This is a genomic window from Yersinia entomophaga, from assembly GCF_001656035.1.
Classification (GTDB): domain Bacteria; phylum Pseudomonadota; class Gammaproteobacteria; order Enterobacterales; family Enterobacteriaceae; genus Yersinia; species Yersinia entomophaga.
The window spans coordinates 2,557,645-2,576,725 of sequence record NZ_CP010029.1 but is presented as its reverse complement, the minus strand read 5'-3'; the positions used below and the strand labels follow the sequence as shown (position 1 = coordinate 2,576,725).

Below are 19,081 nucleotides of genomic sequence, written 5' to 3'. Positions count from 1 at the left end.
CATGACCACGTTACAGACTGGTTCTCCTACTCCTCTTGGCGCGTATTTTGACGGTTCAGGGATTAATTTCACCCTGTTTTCGGCTCATGCCTATGACGTAGAACTGTGCCTGTTCGACGAAGCGGGGCGGGAGGTTCGCTTGCCGTTGCCCGCTCGCAGCGGCGATATCTGGCATGGATATTTACCCGGCGGTCAGCCTGGTCAGCGTTACGGATTTCGCGTTAGCGGGCCGTTTGATCCCCAATCGGGACATCGTTTTAATGCGCAGAAACTCCTACTCGATCCCTGTGCTCGTGCAGTGGAAGGACGCGTTGATGACGATCCGCGCCTGTTCGGCGGAATGGATCATGCCGATCAGCAGGATAGCGCCGATGCGATGCCAAAATCCGTGGTGGTACATGAGGAATATGACTGGCAGGGCGATTGCCCGCCGGCGGTGCCTTGGGGCAATACGATAATTTATGAAGCTCACGTTCGCGGATTAACTCAGCTACACCCCGACATTCCCGAGACGCTACGTGGCAGCTATGGTGCTTTGGCTCATCCTGTGATGATTGATTACCTGAAAAAGCTCGGTATTACCGCGCTGGAATTGCTGCCGATTCAGCATCATGTGGATGAACCTCGAGTGCAGAAACTGGGGCTAACCAACTATTGGGGCTACAACGTATTAGCGCCCTATGCGGTAGAGCCGGATTATGCATCCGGGCGGGAAGGTTTCTCACCGCTGCGGGAACTGCGGGATGCGGTAAAAGCCCTGCATCGTGCAGGCATTGAGGTCATTCTGGACGTGGTGTTTAACCACAGCGCCGAGCTGGACGCTGAAGGGCCAACGCTATCGCTGCGAGGGATCGATAATGCCAGCTATTACTGGCTGAACGCGCAGGGAGAGTATGAGAATCAAACCGGCTGCGGTAACGCGCTCAAGCTGGATCATCCGGAAGTGGTTCGTTGGGTAATCGACTGCCTGTGTTATTGGGTTGAGAGTTGCCACGTCGACGGTTTTCGCTTCGATCTCGGCGCGATTTTGGGGCGCACGCCTGAATTTCATCAGGACGCACCCTTTTTCCAAGCGTTACAAGCGGAGCCGCGGTTGGCTCATTGCAAAATGATCGCAGAACCTTGGGATATCGGCTGGGGCGGTTATCAGGTAGGCCATTTCCCTCGCGGTTTTAGCGAGTGGAATGACCAATATCGCGATGGAATGCGACGTTTCTGGCTACACAATCAATTCTCTTTGGGGCAATTTGCCCAACGTTTTTCCGGCTCTGCCGATATCTATGCTCAGCGGGAGCGTTTGCCTTCCGCCAGTATCAACATGATCACTTCACACGATGGTTTTACCTTACTGGATCTCCTGTGTTTCAACCAAAAACATAATCTGGCTAATGGTGAAGACAACCGCGACGGTACGGATAGTAATTTCAGCAATAACTTCGGGAATGAAGGATTAACGGCGGATGAGGCGGTCTGGCATAGGCGCAAGGCCTGCCAGCGGGCGTTACTCAGCACGTTACTGCTTTCACTAGGTACGCCAATGCTGCTGGCCGGTGATGAGCATGGCCACAGTCAGCAAGGTAACAATAACGCCTACTGTCAGAACAACGCTATGACCTGGTTGGATTGGACACAGGCAGATAGCGATCTGGCGAACTTTACTGCCGAACTTATCCGCCTGCGGCAAAAAATACCGGCGCTTACGCAAGACCGCTGGTGGCAGGAAGGCGATGGCAGTGTGCAATGGTTGAACATGCAGGGGCAGGAAATGAGTGCCTTAGCCTGGGAGCAGGGCTTTCAAAGAAAGCTCCAGATTTGTTTATCTCAACGTTGGCTAGTGGTGATTAATGCCTCCGACCAAGCCTGTGAATTGACTTTACCCGCCGGGAAATGGCTGCCTGTACCTCCTTTTGCTTCGCGCGATGTCGCTGAGCCGCAACAGACAGAATTACTTACGGGGCATAGCGCCGCATTTTCAGTGCGTGTGTTTGAACAAAAAATCTAAGGAATCCGCTATGGTTAAATTCGAAAATAGAGATCCGTTGATGTTAGCCAGACTACTGCCGCTTAAATCGGTAGCTCTGATTTTAGCGGGAGGGCGCGGTTCGCGCTTGAAAGACCTGACGGCCACTCGTGCCAAACCGGCGGTACATTTTGGCGGTAAGTTTCGCATTATCGATTTTGCCCTGTCTAACTGTCTAAACTCGGGCATTCGCCGGATCGGCGTCATTACCCAATATCAGTCCCATTCTTTGGTTCAGCATATCCAGCGCGGTTGGTCGTTCTTCAACGAAGAAATGAACGAGTTTGTCGATTTGCTGCCGGCTCAGCAACGTTTGAGCACTGAAGAATGGTACAAGGGAACCGCGGATGCGGTGTATCAGAATCTGGATATTATTCACAGATACAATGCGGAATATATCGTCATTCTGGCGGGTGATCACATTTATAAAATGGATTACTCGCGCATGCTGATTGACCACGTTGAAAAAGGGGCGAAATGTAGCGTGGCTTGTATTCCGGTGCCGCTAAGCGAAGCTTCGGGATTCGGTGTTATGGAAGTGTCTCTGGACTATCAGATCAAGTCGTTTACAGAAAAGCCGGAAGTTCCGGCATCAATGCCTGGAAATCCCGATATGGCGCTGGCCAGCATGGGGATCTATATTTTTAATGCGGATTATCTGTATAAATTATTGCTCGAGGATATGAATACTCTGGGGTCCAGCCATGATTTTGGTAAAGACCTGATACCTAAAATTACCGAGCGGGGAGAAGCCTGGGCGCATCCGTTTACTCTGTCTTGCGTGACTTCCAACGGCGACTTACCGCCTTATTGGCGTGATGTCGGGACACTGGATGCCTATTGGCGCGCTAACCTGGATTTAGCCTCGGTAACGCCGGAACTGGATATGTACGACCGCTCCTGGCCGATTCGCACGCATATGGAACCACTGCCGCCGGCAAAATTTGTGCAGGATCGCTCCGGTAGCCACGGTATGACCATGAATTCACTGGTTTCTGGCGGCTGTATTGTTTCCGGTTCCGTGGTGGTGCATTCAGTGCTATTCCCTCGGGTGCGGATTAACTCGTTCTGTACGATAGATTCAGCGGTGCTGCTGCCAGACGTTAATGTGGGCCGATCGTGTCGTTTACGGCACTGCATTATCGACCGCGCCTGCCAAATTCCAGAAGGGATGGTGATCGGTGAGAATGCGGAAGAGGATAGTGCACGTTTCTACCGTTCGGAAGGCGGAATTGTACTCGTCACAAGGGAAATGCTGGCTCAGTTGTAATTTAGCTTCAGGCTGGCGTGAAAACGTGAGCCTGATATTCTGGCCGAAGCCGTATGTTGTCTGTAAGCCTATTGGTAGCTGATGAGATACCAGGAGTAATGATGCGGGTTTTACATGTCTGTTCTGAGATGTTTCCCTTACTAAAGACCGGAGGATTAGCGGACGTTGTCGGCGCTTTACCTGCGGCTCAAATTGCCGATGGCACCGACGTTCGGGTGATTTTACCGGCGTTTCCCGACCTGAAAAACGGCATTCCCCATAGAGTATTAGTCAAAGAAATTGATACCTTCGCCGGGCGGGTGGAATTGAGTTATGGCACTTACAATGGCGTTGGAATCTACCTGATTGATGTGCCAGGTTTATACGATCGCCCCGGCAGCCCTTACCACGACCAATGGTTGAATGCTTACGGTGATAATCATCGGCGCTTCGCGCTACTTGGTTGGATGGCTTGCGAACTGGCCTGCGGGCTGGATAGCTACTGGCGCCCCAATATTGTGCATGCTCACGATTGGCACGCGGGTTTGGCCTGCGCCTATCTGGCGGCGCGGGGACGTCCGGCTCGTTCGGTCTTTACGGTACATAATCTGGCCTACCAAGGGCTATTTTCCGCTCACCATATGGCTGAGCTACAGCTTCCGCCGTCCTTCTTTAATATCTACGGTTTGGAATTCTACGGTCAGATTTCATTCCTTAAAGCCGGTTTGTTTTACGCCGATCATGTGACAACCGTTAGCCCGACCTACGCTAAAGAGATTACCCAGCCTGCCTTTGGTTACGGAATGGAGGGATTGCTGCAACAGCGAGCGCGGGAAGGGCGATTGAGCGGCATTCTCAACGGTGTGGATGAAGAAATTTGGGATCCGACCACAGATGCTCTGTTGGGAGAGCGCTATGATTCTGAAGATTTGCGAGGCAAGGCGGTCAACAAAGCCCATTTGCAGAAAGCCATGGGGCTACAGGTTACTGATAAAAAACCGATTTTCGCGGTGGTTAGCCGCTTAACGGCGCAAAAAGGTTTGGATCTGGTGCTACAGGCGTTACCCGAGTTACTCAGGCTGGGTGGCCAGTTAGTGGTGCTAGGCGCGGGGGATGCGCTGCTACAAGAGGCTTTTCTGGCCGCATCGGCGGATTATCCAGATCAGGTTGGCGTTCAGATTGGTTATCATGAGGCGTTCTCGCACCGGATTATTGCCGGTGCCGATGTGATCTTGGTTCCCAGCCGTTTTGAGCCTTGCGGCTTGACGCAGTTATACGGTTTGAAATACGGAACTCTGCCGTTAGTGCGCCATACCGGCGGGCTGGCGGATACAGTAGTGGATTGTGCTTTAGAAAATCTGGCCGATGGTAGCGCATCGGGGTTTGTGTTTGATGAATGTGAAGCAGCGGAACTGGAGCGGGCAATTCGCCGTGCCTTTGTGCTCTGGGTTCGTCCAAAACATTGGCGTCACGTACAGCGTCATGGGATGGAGCTTGATTTTGGTTGGCAGGTAGCGGCAGCAGACTACCGGTCGCTTTATCAACACTTGTTGTAACCACAAATTAGGGAAATACCGCTAATGACGACACCCTTTAGCTACACCTCACCCGTAGTCAGTGTGGAAGCACTGAAACACTCTATTGCCTATAAGCTGATGTTTATTGTCGGTAAAGATCCTTCCATCGCCACTGAGCACGATTGGCTGAACGCCACGCTGTTCGCAGTGCGTGACCGTATGGTGGAACGCTGGCTGCGCTCCAATCGGGCACAATTATCTCAAGATGTCCGGCAGGTTTATTACCTGTCGATGGAGTTTCTGTTAGGTCGAACATTGTCCAACGCGCTGTTATCTATGGGTATTTATGATGATATCAAAGCCGCGCTGGATGAAATGGGTATCGATTTCAATGAGTTGCTGGCCGAAGAGAGTGACCCAGGGCTAGGGAACGGCGGTTTAGGGCGTCTGGCAGCGTGTTTTCTGGATTCACTGGCGACTTTAGCCATGCCGGGGCGGGGCTACGGCATTCGCTACGAATACGGCATGTTTAGCCAGAAAATCGTCAATGGGCAGCAGGCGGAATCCCCAGATAACTGGCTGGAATACGGTAATGCCTGGGAATTCCCGCGTCATAACACACGTTATAAAGTGCGCTTTGGTGGTCGTATCCAGCAGGAAGGGACAAAAACCCGCTGGCTGGAAACTGAGGAAATTCTGGCCTGCGCCTATGATCAAATCATTCCTGGTTTTGATACCGATGCGACTAATACATTGCGTTTATGGTCGGCGCGCGCCAGTAATGAAATCAATTTGGGTAAATTCAATCAGGGGGATTACTTTGCGGCGGTAGAGGATAAGAACCATTCGGAAAACGTATCGCGAGTGCTGTATCCCGATGATTCGACCTATTCCGGACGAGAACTTCGTCTACGGCAGGAGTATTTCCTGGTTTCAGCCACGGTTCAGGATATTTTAGCCCGCCACTGGGCGCTGCATCATACCTTCGACAATCTGGCAGAGAAGATTGCCATTCATCTGAATGATACGCACCCGGTGTTGTCTATCCCTGAATTAATGCGTTTGCTGATTGATGAGCATAAATTTACCTGGATCAAAGCTTGGGGAATGGTGGAAACCATTTTCTCTTACACCAACCATACTTTGATGGCTGAGGCACTGGAAACCTGGCCGATCGATATGATTGGTAAGATTTTGCCGCGCCATCTACAAATTATTTTCGATATTAACGATCACTTCCTCAAACAAGTGCAGGAAGCCTTCCCGGACGATAATGAATTACCGTCCAGAGTGTCGATTATCGATGAAGGGAACGGGCGGCGGGTGCGCATGGCGTGGCTGGCCGTGATTGCCTGCCATAAAGTGAACGGCGTATCGGCGTTGCATTCTGAGTTGATGGTTCAGTCTCTATTTGCTGATTTTGCTCGTATTTTCCCGACTCGCTTCTGCAATAAAACCAACGGAGTGACGCCGCGTCGCTGGCTTGGGCTGGCGAATCGCCCGCTGGCGGCGGTGCTGGATGACAGCATTGGCCATAACTGGCGTACCGATCTTAGCCAACTGAGCGATATCAAACCCAATATTGATTATCCGAGCTTTTTACAGGCGATACAGAAAGCCAAGCTGGAAAATAAAAAGCGGCTGGCAATTTATGTCGCACAAAACCTGAATATTGTGCTCAATCCCGCGGCACTGTTTGATGTGCAGATAAAGCGAATGCATGAATACAAACGGCAGTTGCTGAATGTTTTACATGTGATCACGCGCTATAACCGTATTTTGCAGGATCCAGAGGCGAAATGGGTACCAAGAGTGGTGATCTTCGCCGGTAAAGCGGCATCGGCCTATTACAATGCGAAACAGATTATTCGCTTGATCAATGATGTCGCTAAAGTAATAAACAACGATCCTAGGGTGAACAACCTGTTGAAAGTCGTGTTTATTCCGAACTATGGCGTTAGTCTGGCGCAGATGATTATCCCGGCGGCGGATCTATCCGAGCAGATTTCACTAGCCGGAACCGAAGCCTCTGGCACCAGTAATATGAAATTTGCCCTGAACGGTGCGCTGACGATTGGCACCCTCGATGGCGCTAACGTGGAAATCCGAGAGCACGTCGGTGAGGATAATATTTTCATATTTGGTAACACCGCTGAGCAGGTTGAAGAATTACGCCGCAGTGGTTATAACCCGCGGAAATACTATGATGAAGACCCTGAGCTTCATCAAGTGTTGACGCAGATCGCCACCGGAATTTTCAGCCCAGAAGAACCCAATCGCTATACCAGCCTGTTCGATTCGTTGGTTAATCTGGGCGATTATTATCAGTTATTGGCTGACTATCGTAGCTATGTGGATACGCAGGACGCGGTGGATGAGCTATATCTACAACCGGATGAATGGACTCGTCGTGCGGTATTAAATATCGCCAATATGGGGTATTTCTCATCTGACAGGACGATTCAGGAATATGCCGATGAGATTTGGCACATTAAACCGATAAAACTCTAAGAAAAAACCGCCGCTTCTATCAGGAAGCAGGCGGTTTTTTTCATTGCGGCGCGTCTGTCGAATCAGGAAACCAGTGACAGCGTATTCATTTTCTCGGCATGAACTGCCGCCAACCATTCGGCAATGCGTTGTTTCTGCGCCTCATCCAGCCACATACCCAGTTTGGTACGGCGCCAGATGGCATCGTCTAACTCGACAACCCACTCTTTCTCAACCAAATAGCGCAACTCGGCTTCGTACAGGCCATGGCCGAAATCTTCGCCCAAATCTTTAAGGCTGGTGGCATTGGCCAGAATAATCTCGCTATGGCTACCGTAAGTGCGGGTATAACGGCGCGCCAGAGCTTCCGGCAGCCAGTTATAGTGATGGCGCAGTTTAACGGTATAACTGTCGCGATCGCCGCCGATATCGCCACCCGGCAGCGAACCGTTCTTAGTCCAGGCTGGGCCGACTTTCGGGTAGTATTGAGTCAGTTTTTCCAGTGCATGTTCTGCCAATTTACGATAAGTGGTCAGTTTGCCGCCGAATACCGATAGCAACGGGGCTTTGCCCTGTTCATCAGCCACGTCCAGCGTGTAATCGCGGGTCACGGCCTGCGGTGAGTCGGATTCATCGTCACATAGCGGACGCACGCCAGAGTATGTCCAGACAATATCGTCACGGCCAAGCTGTTTCTTAAAGTGGTCGTTATACACTTTCAGTAAATAATCGATTTCCTGATCGTCGATCTTCACATCTTTAGGATCGCCGTGGTATTCCACGTCGGTGGTACCAATAATGGAGTAATCATCCAGCCACGGAATGACGAAAACGATACGGTGATCTTCATTTTGCAGAATGTAAGCCTGCGGCTGGTTATGTACGCGTGGAACAACGATATGGCTGCCTTTAATCAGGCGGATACCGTAAGGAGATTTCAGTTTTAGACCATCGTCAAAGAACTGTTTTACCCAAGGACCTGTGGCGTTAACCAGACCTTTGGCACGCCAGGTGAAGGTTTTACCAGTATTGACGTCGGTTGCTTCTACCATCCACAGGCCGTTTTCACGCCAGGCGCGGGTCACTTTAGTGCGAGTACGCACTTCGCCACCGCGTTCAACCACTTCCTGAGCGTTAAGCACCACTAGACGCGCATCATCCACCCAACAGTCGGAATATTCGAAACCGCGCACCAGCTCCGGTTTTAGGACGGAATCTGCGCCAAAACGCAGGCCTTTACTGGCAGGCAAAGTGGTACGTTTACCCAAGTGATCGTACAGGAACAGACCGGCGCGAATCATCCAGGCAGGGCGCAGATGGGGCTGATGTGGCAGGCGAAAACGCATTGGGAAGGCGATATGCGGTGCCATTTTTAGCAGCACTTCGCGCTCGGCCAAAGCTTCGCTAACCAGACGGAATTCGTAGTGTTCCAGGTAGCGCAGGCCACCGTGGATAAGTTTGGAACTGGCGGAAGACGTAGCACAGGCCAAGTCTTGCGCTTCCAGCAGCAGTACTGACAGGCCACGTCCGGCAGCATCCGCAGCGATACCGGCACCGTTAATGCCGCCACCGATCACGATCAAGTCTTTGGTTTCCATGTAACCTTCCTCCAGATGTTCGAAACAGCTCTTTAATGTTCGTTTTCGCTCACGATTGTAATCAAAAACCAACAAACAAGCCAAGAGTTAACCAAAGAAAAACATTTATGCGTGATGAAGGTAACAGTTTTGTTGCGGGTTCATTTTAAAGATGTAATCAGTGCAGCGAAGCAAACTTCCTTTGCGGGAAGCGTTTTTACCGTCTTATAGATAGATTATAGGTGAAGTCTTGGGTGTCTAACTTGAGAGAAATGGCAGGGAATAGCGGCGAAAGTGTGGGTAAATATCGTCAATAGGGGCCGAAGCCCCTGATTGTAGTTCAAGTCTTATTGGGTGAGCCAGAGGGCGGGAATTAACACAGTTCTAGCTGCACATCATGCTGCTCAATGATTTTCATCACGCTGGCAGGGGGCTGCTGATCGGTAAACAGGTAGTCGATTAAATTCATATTTCCCAGATTTACCATCGCATTACGGCCAAATTTGGAGTGGTCGGTGACCAACATCACGCAGCGGGAGTTTTCGATAATCGCGCGTTTGGTGCGTACTTCGTGATAATCGAACTCAAGCAAAGAGCCGTCCATATCGATACCGCTGATGCCTAAAATGCCGTAATCCAGACGGAACTGGGAGATGAAATCCAGCGTGGCCTCGCCAATAATGCCGCCGTCACGGGTTCGCACTTCGCCACCGGCCAGAATCAGGCGGAAATCTTCTTTAGCGGTGAGTAAGGTCGCAACGTTTAGATTATTGGTCACGACGCGAAGATTTTTATGATTGAGCAGCGCGTGAGCCACGGCTTCTGGCGTGGTGCCGATATCGATAAACAGCGTTGCGCCATCGGGAATCTGGCTGGCAACTCGTTGAGCAATACGCGCTTTTTCCTCAGACCACATGACTTTTCGGTCGTTATAGGCCGCGTTGACCGAACTGGAAGGCAGCGCTGCGCCGCCGTGATGGCGATGAATTTTATTTTGATCGGCCAAATCATTCAGGTCACGCCGAATGGTTTGCGGACTAACAGCAAAGTGTTCTACCAGTTCTTCAGTGCTGACATAACCCTGAAGGCGCACCAGTTCAATAATCGCATCATGTCGCTGCGTTTGCTTCACGATAATCCCCTAATTTGCCCGGTTTACGGACCGTTATTGTGTGGTTCGGGTGCTATTACGCGTATCCCAAAATGCCATCAGTAATCCAATGACCAGACCAGAAACGTGAGCGGCATTGGCGATCGACAGACCTAAAATATCGAAATATCCGGCGATTAACCACAGAACAGAAAAAGCCATCAACCCGTTAGGGAGAGAGACTCCCCGCTCCGGCGCCCGTTGGCCGGTCAGCCAAACGTAACCCATCAGGGCGTAGACCACGCCGGACAAGCCACCAAAATTTGAGCCGCTGAATAAGGATTGTCCCCAGCCGCTAAATACGGCAGAAACAAGGGTTAATACCACTAGTTTTCCCGTGCCGAGGCGTTTTTCCATTTGGCCGCCCAAATACCACCACCACAGTAGGTTAAACAGGATATGCATCAGCGAGAAGTGTAGAACAGCGTGGCTGACCCAACGCCAGATTTCCAGATACTGGCTGCTGTTTACCGGCCAGGCCAGCCAGCTCATAACCGCATTATCGCCAACGATTTGCATCAGAATATAGACTGCAATACATACCGCCATCAGACCGAGGGTGAGTGGGCCAGCCTGACTACGTAAATTCTGCAACAGCGAAACACGCTGATAAGGCATATCGGTGTGAAGATTGCCCGATTGCCAGCTCGCCGCCTGATAGCGCGGGTTGAGTGGGTCTAATAAAAATTGTTCCAGCTCATGCTGAACCTGAGGCAGTTTTTCATCCTCATTTAGCCAGATTTCTGCATCCTGGCTCTGGTGTCGGAGTTCCAAAATCACCTTTTGCGTGGCCATATAGTCCACAAAGGCCTGCGCCAGACGTAGGTTAGAAATTACTATCACACGAATCATATTTATAATTTACCGTCTAACGTTATGATTTATAAAATATCTAAAGCTTTATCGTAGCAATTTAGCATGTTAGCAAACTGATTCTCCCTTTTCGCTGTAGGGATGTCATCTGTTGTTTAAAAAAAGCCAGAGTTCACAACAACGAAAACCGCCGAGACAGGTGAATATGTCGGCTTAATATCATTCTTGTGGGTGATGCAATATGGCGCAAGGCAGAGGCCAGCGGCGGCCTCTTGCATTGGGAAAAGGGGTAAATCAGGCTTTGTCTGTAGCGACATCTTGCGGGTAATTTCTGGCCCAGGCTTCGAAACCGCCGTTAATGCTGTAAACAGCATCGAAACCTTGCTCCAGCAGGTATTGAGAGGCACCGCGGCTGCTGTTGCCGTGATAGCACATCACCATCACCGGCTGGTCAAAATCGGTTTGTTGCATAAAAGTCTGCAAACTGCCGTTGGTCAAATGAAATGCGCCCGGCGCATGGCCGGCTTCGTAGCTCTGCGGATCGCGAATATCCACCAGAACCGCCTGACCCTCTTTCCAGCGAGTGTAGGCTTGCTCAACGTCGATTGCTTCAAATTGTTCCATACTGCTGACACCCTTTTATTGGCGATTAATGTGGTTATGCCGCTATTGTAATCAATTTTATGCCAATAAAGACCCATTGGTTGGTATGGATAAATGTCCGCCAGATAAAATCAGCGGTCGGTTAAACGCCGTATCCCATCATTTGCAGCAATCGCTGCGCTTGTTGCACCGCTTCCTGACGGTGCGCCACGCCCAATTTTTGATACAAATTACGAATATGGGTTTTGATTGTGGTGGCGGCGACGTCCAGTTCACTGGCTATTTGCTCATTACTGTAACCGGAGTAAATCAACCCGAGAACCTGCCATTCCCGCTGAGTCAGCGGGCTGGTACGAATCAATTCTGGCACCTGCGGATGGGTCAGTAACTTATCGACAAAGCGTTCGTCAAAATGAGCAAATTTATGGCGATGATGCTGGTTGATGTCTTTCAGGATGCGTTGAGCACGATGTTGTTCCAGTTCCGGCAGCGCGTTCAGTTGGATAAGCTGACGTAACTGCTGTGCCATTGCTTCCCCTTCGATCACAAAGTGGCTGATAAAACCGGTGCGGTTTGCCAATGTCAGAGATTCTATCAGCGCTTTTTGCGCTTCGCCTTTCCGTTCGGTTTGCCAGTAAAGAATATTACTTAACAGCAGGTTGCGGTTGAGGTCGCTGGTCAGGCGCAGGCGACGGGCATTTTCGTTGAGTTCATCGAGTACCACTTCGGCCTCATCGAAATAACCGAGCATAATCTGCACTCTGGCAATATTACGCCACTGGCCTTGCAGGAAATGGTTATCGGCCATGCCCGGTTTTTCCGCCTGACGCAGCCAGTTAGCCGCAGCCGTTTTATCACCGGTCATTTGCCAGTAAATCACTCTGGGCTTATCCGCATTGGTTACCCAGTCGCGATGGTATTGAGTGCCGTGGATCAAGGCTTCGCAGCGTTGAATATACATATGGGCGTTATCTAAATCGCCCCGCGCCAGCGAGCATTTGGAGAGCATTGCCAGACATTGCAACTGCTGCTGTGGCTGATAGTTGGCGAGAATAGCGATGCCCTGACGTGCGGCTTCCTCTGCTTCATCCAGTCGCGACCACGACCACAGCACCTGCGCGCGAATACGCAGTAAGAATTCATGCATCGGCAATTGCTCAAGGTGCTGTTCGCGTATCAGCTCGAAGGCTTTTTCCTGAGTTTCAAACGCTGCCTGCAAGAAGCCTTGGGCAATCAGAATTTCACTCTGTTGCAGTAGAGCCCACAACGCGTAGTGATAGGCCTGGTGGCGGCGCGCCATTTGCTCAGTTTGCTGCATCATTGGCAGCGCGCGAGCCAGTTCACCTTTGCAGTGATGCACTTCACCTGTGACGGAGGTTGCCACAATTCGGCTGTAGTAACTGGCCATCGGCAGGTATTTCAGCGCATCGGTTGCCAGTTTTTCCGCTTCATCTGGCTTGCCTGCGTTAATGGCTACCTGCGCTCGCAGTGCGTCAAATTCGGCGCTGAGCGCAGCATCAATCGGAATTTTACGTTCCAGCATCGCCGTTTCGGCCTGACCGAGCAGAGTGTTAACTTCACTATAGCGATGCTGACTTTGCGCCAGCCAGGCTTGTAGCAGCGCCAGTTCAGGATTTTGTATCAGCAAAGAATAAGGTAGTGCGCTAAGGCATTGTTCTAGCAGCGCCAATTCGCTGTGATTGAAAAGTGACCAGGCGTGTTGCAGCAGAATATCCCGCAGCATCCCCACATCGCCAGCCGCTAGCGCATGGTGAATAGCTTCAGCGGGATAACCCAGCGCCATCCAACCTTCAGCCGCGGCGTGGTGAAGATCCGGTAGCTCCAACGCCAGTTCCCACTGGCAGCGTTGACGCAGGAAAGTGGCAAACAGCGGATGGAAACAGAACCATTCGCCAGTGTCATCCATTCGGTGAATGAATAGCCCCTGTCGTTCCAATTCTTCCAGCCGTTGCTGGCCGTTGTCTTCGCCGGTCAGACGCACAATCAGCGCATCGTTCATTGAACGCAGCACCGAACAACGTAGCAAAAATGCACGAGCATTAGCATCAACCTGATCCAATACTTCATCTACCAGATAATCGGATAGATGGCTGGCATTTAACCCAGCCAGACGTTTAGCGGATTTTTGCGCCGATGAATTGGGTTGACGAGAGGAAAGGGCGATAAGCTGCAAAGCCGTAGCCCAACCTTCCACTTCGTCACACAGGCGGCTGCTATCTCCTTGATCTAATGGTACTGGCAAGCGGCAATCAAAGAATTGCTGCGCTTCCTGATGATTAAACGCCAACTGTTGAATACCCAATTCCAGTAACTGATCGCGCACCCGCAGATTGGCGATGCCCAAAGGCGGCAGCGTGCGGGACAAAATCAGCAGCGTGAGGTTTTCAGGCTGATGGCGCAGGAAAAAGCGCATGGCTTCATGAATGGCGTCGTTGGTGATCAGATGATAGTCATCAATCACCAGATACAGCGGCCCGTCCCAGTCGGACAGTTCCACAAATAATTGGGCGAACAGCGCCGAAAGATTGGCATATTGATGTTTTTGGCTGAGCGCTTCGCTCTTGCTGCAATGTCCACCGGTGGCCTGTTGCACCGCCGCGACCAGATAGGTAGCGAAACGTTCAGGTTGATTGTCGCTTTCATCCAGTGAATACCAGCCGAGGTTGGATTGCCCCGCTGCCCATTGGGCAACCAGCGTGGTTTTACCGTACCCCGCCGGGCAATTCACCAGCGTCAGGCGATAGTTCGCTGCCGCAGAAAGTTTGGCCAATAGGCGATCGCGCACAACGGTATTTTGCAGCCGTACCGGGCGGCTCAGTTTTGAAGGGATCAGCATATTATTCCAGACTCAAATGGCAACGACAGACCGGCGGATTCATAGGGATAATTATTTTAAGCCTCGTAATTAATCAGCCCTGTTAAGGTCTGATAACGGCCAAATTATTGCAATAACGTTAATACTTCCTATGGTCGTAAGTTGCACCTGATCACATTTTTAGCTACGCCCTGCGACTCATCCCCAGCTAATCCCTTACCAGGATGATGCTCTTGCCGATTCTCCTCGGCAGGATAAGGGTAAAATTACCCCACTCACAGGATAGAGACTTCCCTATGTCACAGCCCATGCTAAAGAAGGATGATTTTCTGGCAGCACTGACCCGTCAGTGGCAGCGCTTTGGCCTCAGTTCGGCCCAGCAGATGACCCAGCACCAATGGTGGCAGGCGGTCAGCGCGGCATTGGCCGAACAGTTGGCGGCTCAACCGGCGCCGACTAAAGTGCAAAAAACGCAGCGCCATGTGAATTACATCTCAATGGAATTCCTGATTGGTCGCTTGACGGCAAATAATCTTATCAACCTCGGCTGGTATGAAACCGTTGAGAAACTGCTGGCAGAGCAGCAGGTCAATCTGGCCGACTTGCTGGAGCAGGAAACCGATCCGGCTTTGGGTAACGGTGGTCTGGGACGTTTGGCGGCCTGTTTCCTCGATTCGATGGCAACGGTGGAGCAACCGGCGACGGGCTATGGGCTGAACTATCAATATGGGCTGTTCCGTCAGTCATTTAGCGAAGGAAAGCAGCAGGAAGCGCCAGACAACTGGGAGCGCGAGAGCTACCCGTGGTTCCGTCATAATGCGGCGCTGGCGGTGGACGTGAGTTTCGGTGGCAAGCTGGAAAAACAGGCCGATGGTCGTCAGCTTTGGCGTCCAGATTTTACGCTGCGCGGTGAAGCCTGGGATTTACCGGTATTGGGCTTCCGCAATGGGGTGACTCAGCCCCTGCGTTTATGGCAGGCAACCCACGTTCATCCGTTTGATCTGACTAAGTTTAACGACGGTAAATTCCTGCTAGCCGAACAAAACGGTATTGATGCGGAAAAACTGACTAAGGTTCTGTATCCCAACGATAATCATCTGGCCGGAAAGCGTCTGCGTCTGATGCAGCAATACTTCCAGTGCGCCTGTTCCGTGGCAGATATTTTACGCAAACATCACGCCGCCGGACGTACACTGGCCGATCTGCCTGAATATGAAGTGATTCAGCTGAATGATACCCACCCAACCATCGCTATTCCTGAAATGCTGCGAGTGCTGTTGGATGAACATCAGTTGAGCTGGGATGCTGCCTGGGCTATTACCAGTAAAACCTTCGCTTATACCAACCATACACTGATGCCGGAAGCCCTTGAATGTTGGGATGAAAAATTGGTGCGTAGCCTGTTGCCGCGCCACTTTGCCATCATCAAGCAAATCAACGCTCAGTTTAAAAAACGGGTGGATAAACAGTGGCCTGGGGATAAAGCGGTGTGGGCAAAACTGGCCGTACATCATGATAAACAGGTACGTATGGCAAACCTGTGTGTGGTCAGCGGTTTCGCGGTGAACGGCGTGGCGCAACTACATTCGGATTTGGTGGTTAAAGATTTGTTCCCGGAATACTTCCAGCTGTGGCCAGAAAAATTCCATAACGTAACCAACGGTATTACGCCGCGCCGCTGGCTAAAACAGTGTAATCCGGCCCTTTCTTCGTTGATCGACGAAACTTTAAAAGTGGAATGGGCGAACAATCTGGATGTGCTGGAAGGGCTGGAGCCCTACGCCGAGGATAAAAAATTCCGTGCGCGCTATCAGCAGATTAAGTACGACAACAAGGTAAAACTTGCCGAATACGTCCATCGCACTATGGGAATTACGCTGAATCCAGATGCCATCTTTGACGTGCAGATTAAGCGCCTGCACGAGTACAAGCGGCAGCATTTGAATTTACTGCATATTCTGTCGCTGTATCGCCAGATTCGCGATAATCCTAATCTGGATATTGCCCCGCGGGTCTTCCTGTTTGGTGCAAAAGCGGCACCGGGCTATTACCTGGCGAAAAATATCATTTACGCCATTAATCAGGCGGCCGAGAAGATCAATAACGATCCGATCGTCAAAGATCGTCTGAAAGTTGTATTTATTCCTGATTATAAAGTCTCCGTAGCCGAGCTGATGATTCCGGCGGCAGATGTTTCTGAACAGATTTCCACTGCCGGTAAAGAGGCATCGGGCACCGGTAACATGAAGTTGGCATTGAACGGCGCTTTAACTGTGGGCACGCTGGACGGCGCTAACGTTGAAATTGCCGAGCAGGTCGGTGATGAGAATATCTTTATCTTTGGTAACACCGTCGAGCAGGTTAAAGCTATTTTGGCGAAAGGCTACCAGCCACTGAAAGTCTTGAAAGCCGATGCGCATCTGAAGAGTATTTTGGACGAACTGGCCAGCGGTGCCTTCAGCAACGGTGATAAACACGCTTTCGATATGATGCTGCATAGCCTGCGTGAAGGGGGCGATCCATATCTGGTACTGGCTGATTTTGCTTCATATTGTGAGGCTCAACAGCAGATTGATGCACTGTATCGTGATAAAGAGGAATGGACTCGTCGCACCATTCTTAATACCGCGCGGGTAGGAATGTTTAGTTCCGATCGTTCGATTCGCGATTATCAGCAGCGAATCTGGCAAGCCAAACGTTAAGGAGACTGCATGGATCGTAAATCGCTCGATCAGGCAGCTACGCTGGCAGGGATAGCCGCCAGCTACATTAATGCCCACGGTAAACAGCAGGCTATACCGATGGAAACCAAGCAGAAACTGCTGGTAGCCATGGGACGAAGCCCGGATTCCGTTCAGCCTTCGCTGGGTGAGAAAACGCCGTTACCGGTGGTGAAAGTCTTTACTCACGTAAGCCCGATGACTCTGGCTATCGGCGGTGAAGGTGATTATCACTGGCAACTGGTGACAGAAGAGGGTATTTCACATCAAGGGCGCGTTAGCGCCCAAAAAACCCTGACGTTGCCGGCATCGTTACCCCTTGGTTACCATCATCTAGCGTTGGAGCAAGGTACGCAGCAATGGCAATGTTCAATCATTGTGGCACCGAAACGTTGCTATGAGCCAGACGCGTTGCTGACCGGAAAAAAGCTCTGGGGCGCCTGCGTACAGCTCTACACTTTACGTTCGGAGCGTAATTGGGGTATCGGTGATTTCGGCGATTTAGACCGAATGGTTGAACAGGTCGGAGGGCGTGGCGGTGCATTTATCGGCTTAAATCCGATTCATGCGTTGTATCCGGCCAATCCCAATAGCGCCAGCCCATATAGCCCTTCGTCCCGTCGCTGGCTGAATGTGGTTTATATCGACGTGAACAACGTGGAGGAATTTCAGCAGAGTGAAGCAGCTCAGCGCTGGTGGCATCTGCCGCAAACCCAAAGCACGCTGGCTGCGATCCGCACCGCCGAATGGGTCGATTACGCCAAAGTGACAGAGCTGAAACTGGCCGGTTTACGTCTGGCTTTCCCGCTGTTTTTGGCGCGAGCAGCCAATGATAAGCAAATGCAGGACTTCCGGCAGTTTGTGGAGCAGGGCGGTAAAAGTTTGCAGCAACAGGCCGCTTTCGATGCTTTACATGCTCATTTAAGCCAACAGGATTCTGCTATGTGGGGCTGGCCGGTGTGGCCAGAACAATACCGCGATGGACAGGGCGAAGGTGTGGCGGAGTTTTGCCAGCAGCATAGTGATGAGGTGACTTTCTACCTGTGGTTGCAGTGGTTGGCAGCCAGCCAGTTTTCCCAGTGTTTCCGCCACAGCCAGCAGCAAAAAATGCCGATAGGTTTGTATCGGGATTTGGCGGTTGGCGTAGCCGAAGGCGGCGCGGAAACCTGGTGCGATCGCGAACTCTATTGCCTGAAAGCCTCGGTTGGCGCGCCGCCAGATATTCTTGGCCCTTTAGGTCAAAACTGGGGGTTGCCGCCGATGGATCCTCACGTGATGGTAGCCAGAGCCTATCAGCCATTTATTGATTTGCTGCGTGCCAATATGACCAGCTGTGGCGCATTGCGGATTGACCATGTTATGGCACTGCTGCGCCTGTGGTGGATTCCTTATGGTGAAACGGCAGATCAGGGCGCTTATGTGAAGTATCCGGTTGACGATCTTTTGGCAGTACTGGCGCTGGAAAGCCAGCGTCATCGCTGCATGGTGATCGGAGAGGATTTGGGGACGGTGCCGGTGGAAATAGTCAGCAAGCTGCGGGATAGCGGTGTTTATTCTTACAAAGTGCTCTACTTTGAAAGAGATAGCGAAAACACTTTCCGTGCGCCTCAGTCTTATCCGGTGCAGGCGATGGCGACTATTACTACTCATGATTTACCGACGCTGCGTGGCTACTGGCAAAGTGACGATCTGACTTTGGGCAATAAGCTGGGTTTGTACCCAGACCAGCAGATTCTCAAACAGTTGTATGCGGATCGGGAAAGAGCCAAGCAAGGCCTGCTGGAAGGTTTGCACCATTATGGCTGCGTACCGAAGAAAGTCGGCCGCAAGGCGGCGCTGCTAGCGATGAGTCCAACGTTAAATAGAGGTCTACAACGCTATGTGGCAGATAGCGCCAGCGCGTTGTTGGGATTACAGCCGGAAGACTGGTTAGATATGGCAGCGCCGGTCAATATTCCCGGCACCAGCGATGAGTATCCGAACTGGCGTCGTAAGCTGACCCATTCTTTAGAGGAGATGTTTGCCGATCAGCGGGTTAACCGTCTTTTGAAGGATTTGGATAAGCGGCGCAAGAATGTCTCTGCGGGTTAACCATCAGCGTTTATC

General features: G+C 51.3%; 11 protein-coding genes. 6 read left to right on the top strand and 5 right to left on the bottom strand.

Annotated features, from left to right (window positions below):
• The first annotated feature begins 1 nt into the window (after position 1).
• The 4 genes from glgX (at position 2) to glgP (ending at position 7,297) form a co-directional block, all read left to right on the top strand.
• Positions 2-2,002: a glycogen debranching protein GlgX gene (gene glgX, locus PL78_RS11825; RefSeq protein WP_064515684.1), complete on the top strand. Its 2,001-nt coding sequence runs from the start codon at positions 2-4 to the stop codon at positions 2,000-2,002.
• Positions 2,003-2,012: 10 nt separating this feature from the next.
• Positions 2,013-3,290, top strand: a complete 1,278-nt coding sequence (gene glgC, locus PL78_RS11820; protein ID WP_064515682.1) for a glucose-1-phosphate adenylyltransferase — start codon at positions 2,013-2,015, stop codon at positions 3,288-3,290.
• Positions 3,291-3,391: 101 nt separating this feature from the next.
• A complete protein-coding gene (gene glgA, locus PL78_RS11815) occupies positions 3,392-4,825 on the top strand; it encodes a glycogen synthase GlgA (protein WP_064515679.1) in 1,434 nt (477 codons plus the stop codon).
• Positions 4,826-4,849: 24 nt separating this feature from the next.
• Complete coding sequence (gene glgP / locus PL78_RS11810; RefSeq protein WP_064515678.1) at positions 4,850-7,297, top strand: glycogen phosphorylase; 2,448 nt, start codon at positions 4,850-4,852, stop codon at positions 7,295-7,297.
• 62 nt (positions 7,298-7,359) lie between these two features.
• Here the strand turns inward: glgP and glpD are convergent, their stop codons facing one another.
• The 5 genes from glpD to malT form a co-directional block, all read right to left on the bottom strand.
• Positions 7,360-8,874 (bottom strand): glycerol-3-phosphate dehydrogenase, encoded by a 1,515-nt coding sequence (gene glpD, locus PL78_RS11805; protein ID WP_064515676.1) that lies wholly within the window; start codon positions 8,872-8,874, stop codon positions 7,360-7,362.
• Positions 8,875-9,226: 352 nt separating this feature from the next.
• Complete coding sequence (locus tag PL78_RS11800; RefSeq protein WP_064515675.1) at positions 9,227-9,985, bottom strand: DeoR/GlpR family transcriptional regulator; 759 nt, start codon at positions 9,983-9,985, stop codon at positions 9,227-9,229.
• Positions 9,986-10,018: 33 nt separating this feature from the next.
• A complete protein-coding gene (gene glpG / locus PL78_RS11795) occupies positions 10,019-10,855 on the bottom strand; it encodes a rhomboid family intramembrane serine protease GlpG (RefSeq protein WP_064515674.1) in 837 nt (278 codons plus the stop codon).
• A 255-nt stretch (positions 10,856-11,110) separates the two neighbouring features.
• Positions 11,111-11,440, bottom strand: a complete 330-nt coding sequence (glpE, locus tag PL78_RS11790) for a thiosulfate sulfurtransferase GlpE (protein WP_064515673.1) — start codon at positions 11,438-11,440, stop codon at positions 11,111-11,113.
• A 121-nt stretch (positions 11,441-11,561) separates the two neighbouring features.
• Positions 11,562-14,276: an HTH-type transcriptional regulator MalT gene (gene malT, locus PL78_RS11785; RefSeq protein WP_064515672.1), complete on the bottom strand. Its 2,715-nt coding sequence runs from the start codon at positions 14,274-14,276 to the stop codon at positions 11,562-11,564.
• Between the two features lie 275 nt (positions 14,277-14,551).
• Between malT and malP the strand changes: the two genes are divergently transcribed.
• Together malP and malQ are read left to right on the top strand one after the other, a co-directional pair.
• The gene (gene malP, locus PL78_RS11780; protein ID WP_064515671.1) at positions 14,552-16,957 is read left to right on the top strand and encodes a maltodextrin phosphorylase; all 2,406 of its coding nucleotides are present in this window, start codon (positions 14,552-14,554) and stop codon (positions 16,955-16,957) included.
• Between the two features lie 9 nt (positions 16,958-16,966).
• Positions 16,967-19,066 (top strand): 4-alpha-glucanotransferase, encoded by a 2,100-nt coding sequence (gene malQ, locus PL78_RS11775; RefSeq protein WP_064515670.1) that lies wholly within the window; start codon positions 16,967-16,969, stop codon positions 19,064-19,066.
• Positions 19,067-19,081 lie beyond the last annotated feature (15 nt).

Excerpts from the sequence above, each read along its gene's own strand:
- glpD (WP_064515676.1), bottom strand. The coding sequence starts at position 8,874 with ATGGAAACCAAAGACTTGATCGTGATCGGTGGCGGCATTAACGGTGCC.
- glgA (WP_064515679.1), top strand. The coding sequence starts at position 3,392 with ATGCGGGTTTTACATGTCTGTTCTGAGATGTTTCCCTTACTAAAGACC.
- glgP (WP_064515678.1), top strand. The coding sequence starts at position 4,850 with ATGACGACACCCTTTAGCTACACCTCACCCGTAGTCAGTGTGGAAGCA.
- glpE (WP_064515673.1), bottom strand. The coding sequence starts at position 11,440 with ATGGAACAATTTGAAGCAATCGACGTTGAGCAAGCCTACACTCGCTGG.
- malT (WP_064515672.1), bottom strand. The coding sequence starts at position 14,276 with ATGCTGATCCCTTCAAAACTGAGCCGCCCGGTACGGCTGCAAAATACC.
- glpG (WP_064515674.1), bottom strand. The coding sequence starts at position 10,855 with ATGATTCGTGTGATAGTAATTTCTAACCTACGTCTGGCGCAGGCCTTT.
- malP (WP_064515671.1), top strand. The coding sequence starts at position 14,552 with ATGTCACAGCCCATGCTAAAGAAGGATGATTTTCTGGCAGCACTGACC.
- malQ (WP_064515670.1), top strand. The coding sequence starts at position 16,967 with ATGGATCGTAAATCGCTCGATCAGGCAGCTACGCTGGCAGGGATAGCC.
- glgC (WP_064515682.1), top strand. The coding sequence starts at position 2,013 with ATGGTTAAATTCGAAAATAGAGATCCGTTGATGTTAGCCAGACTACTG.
- glgX (WP_064515684.1), top strand. The coding sequence starts at position 2 with ATGACCACGTTACAGACTGGTTCTCCTACTCCTCTTGGCGCGTATTTT.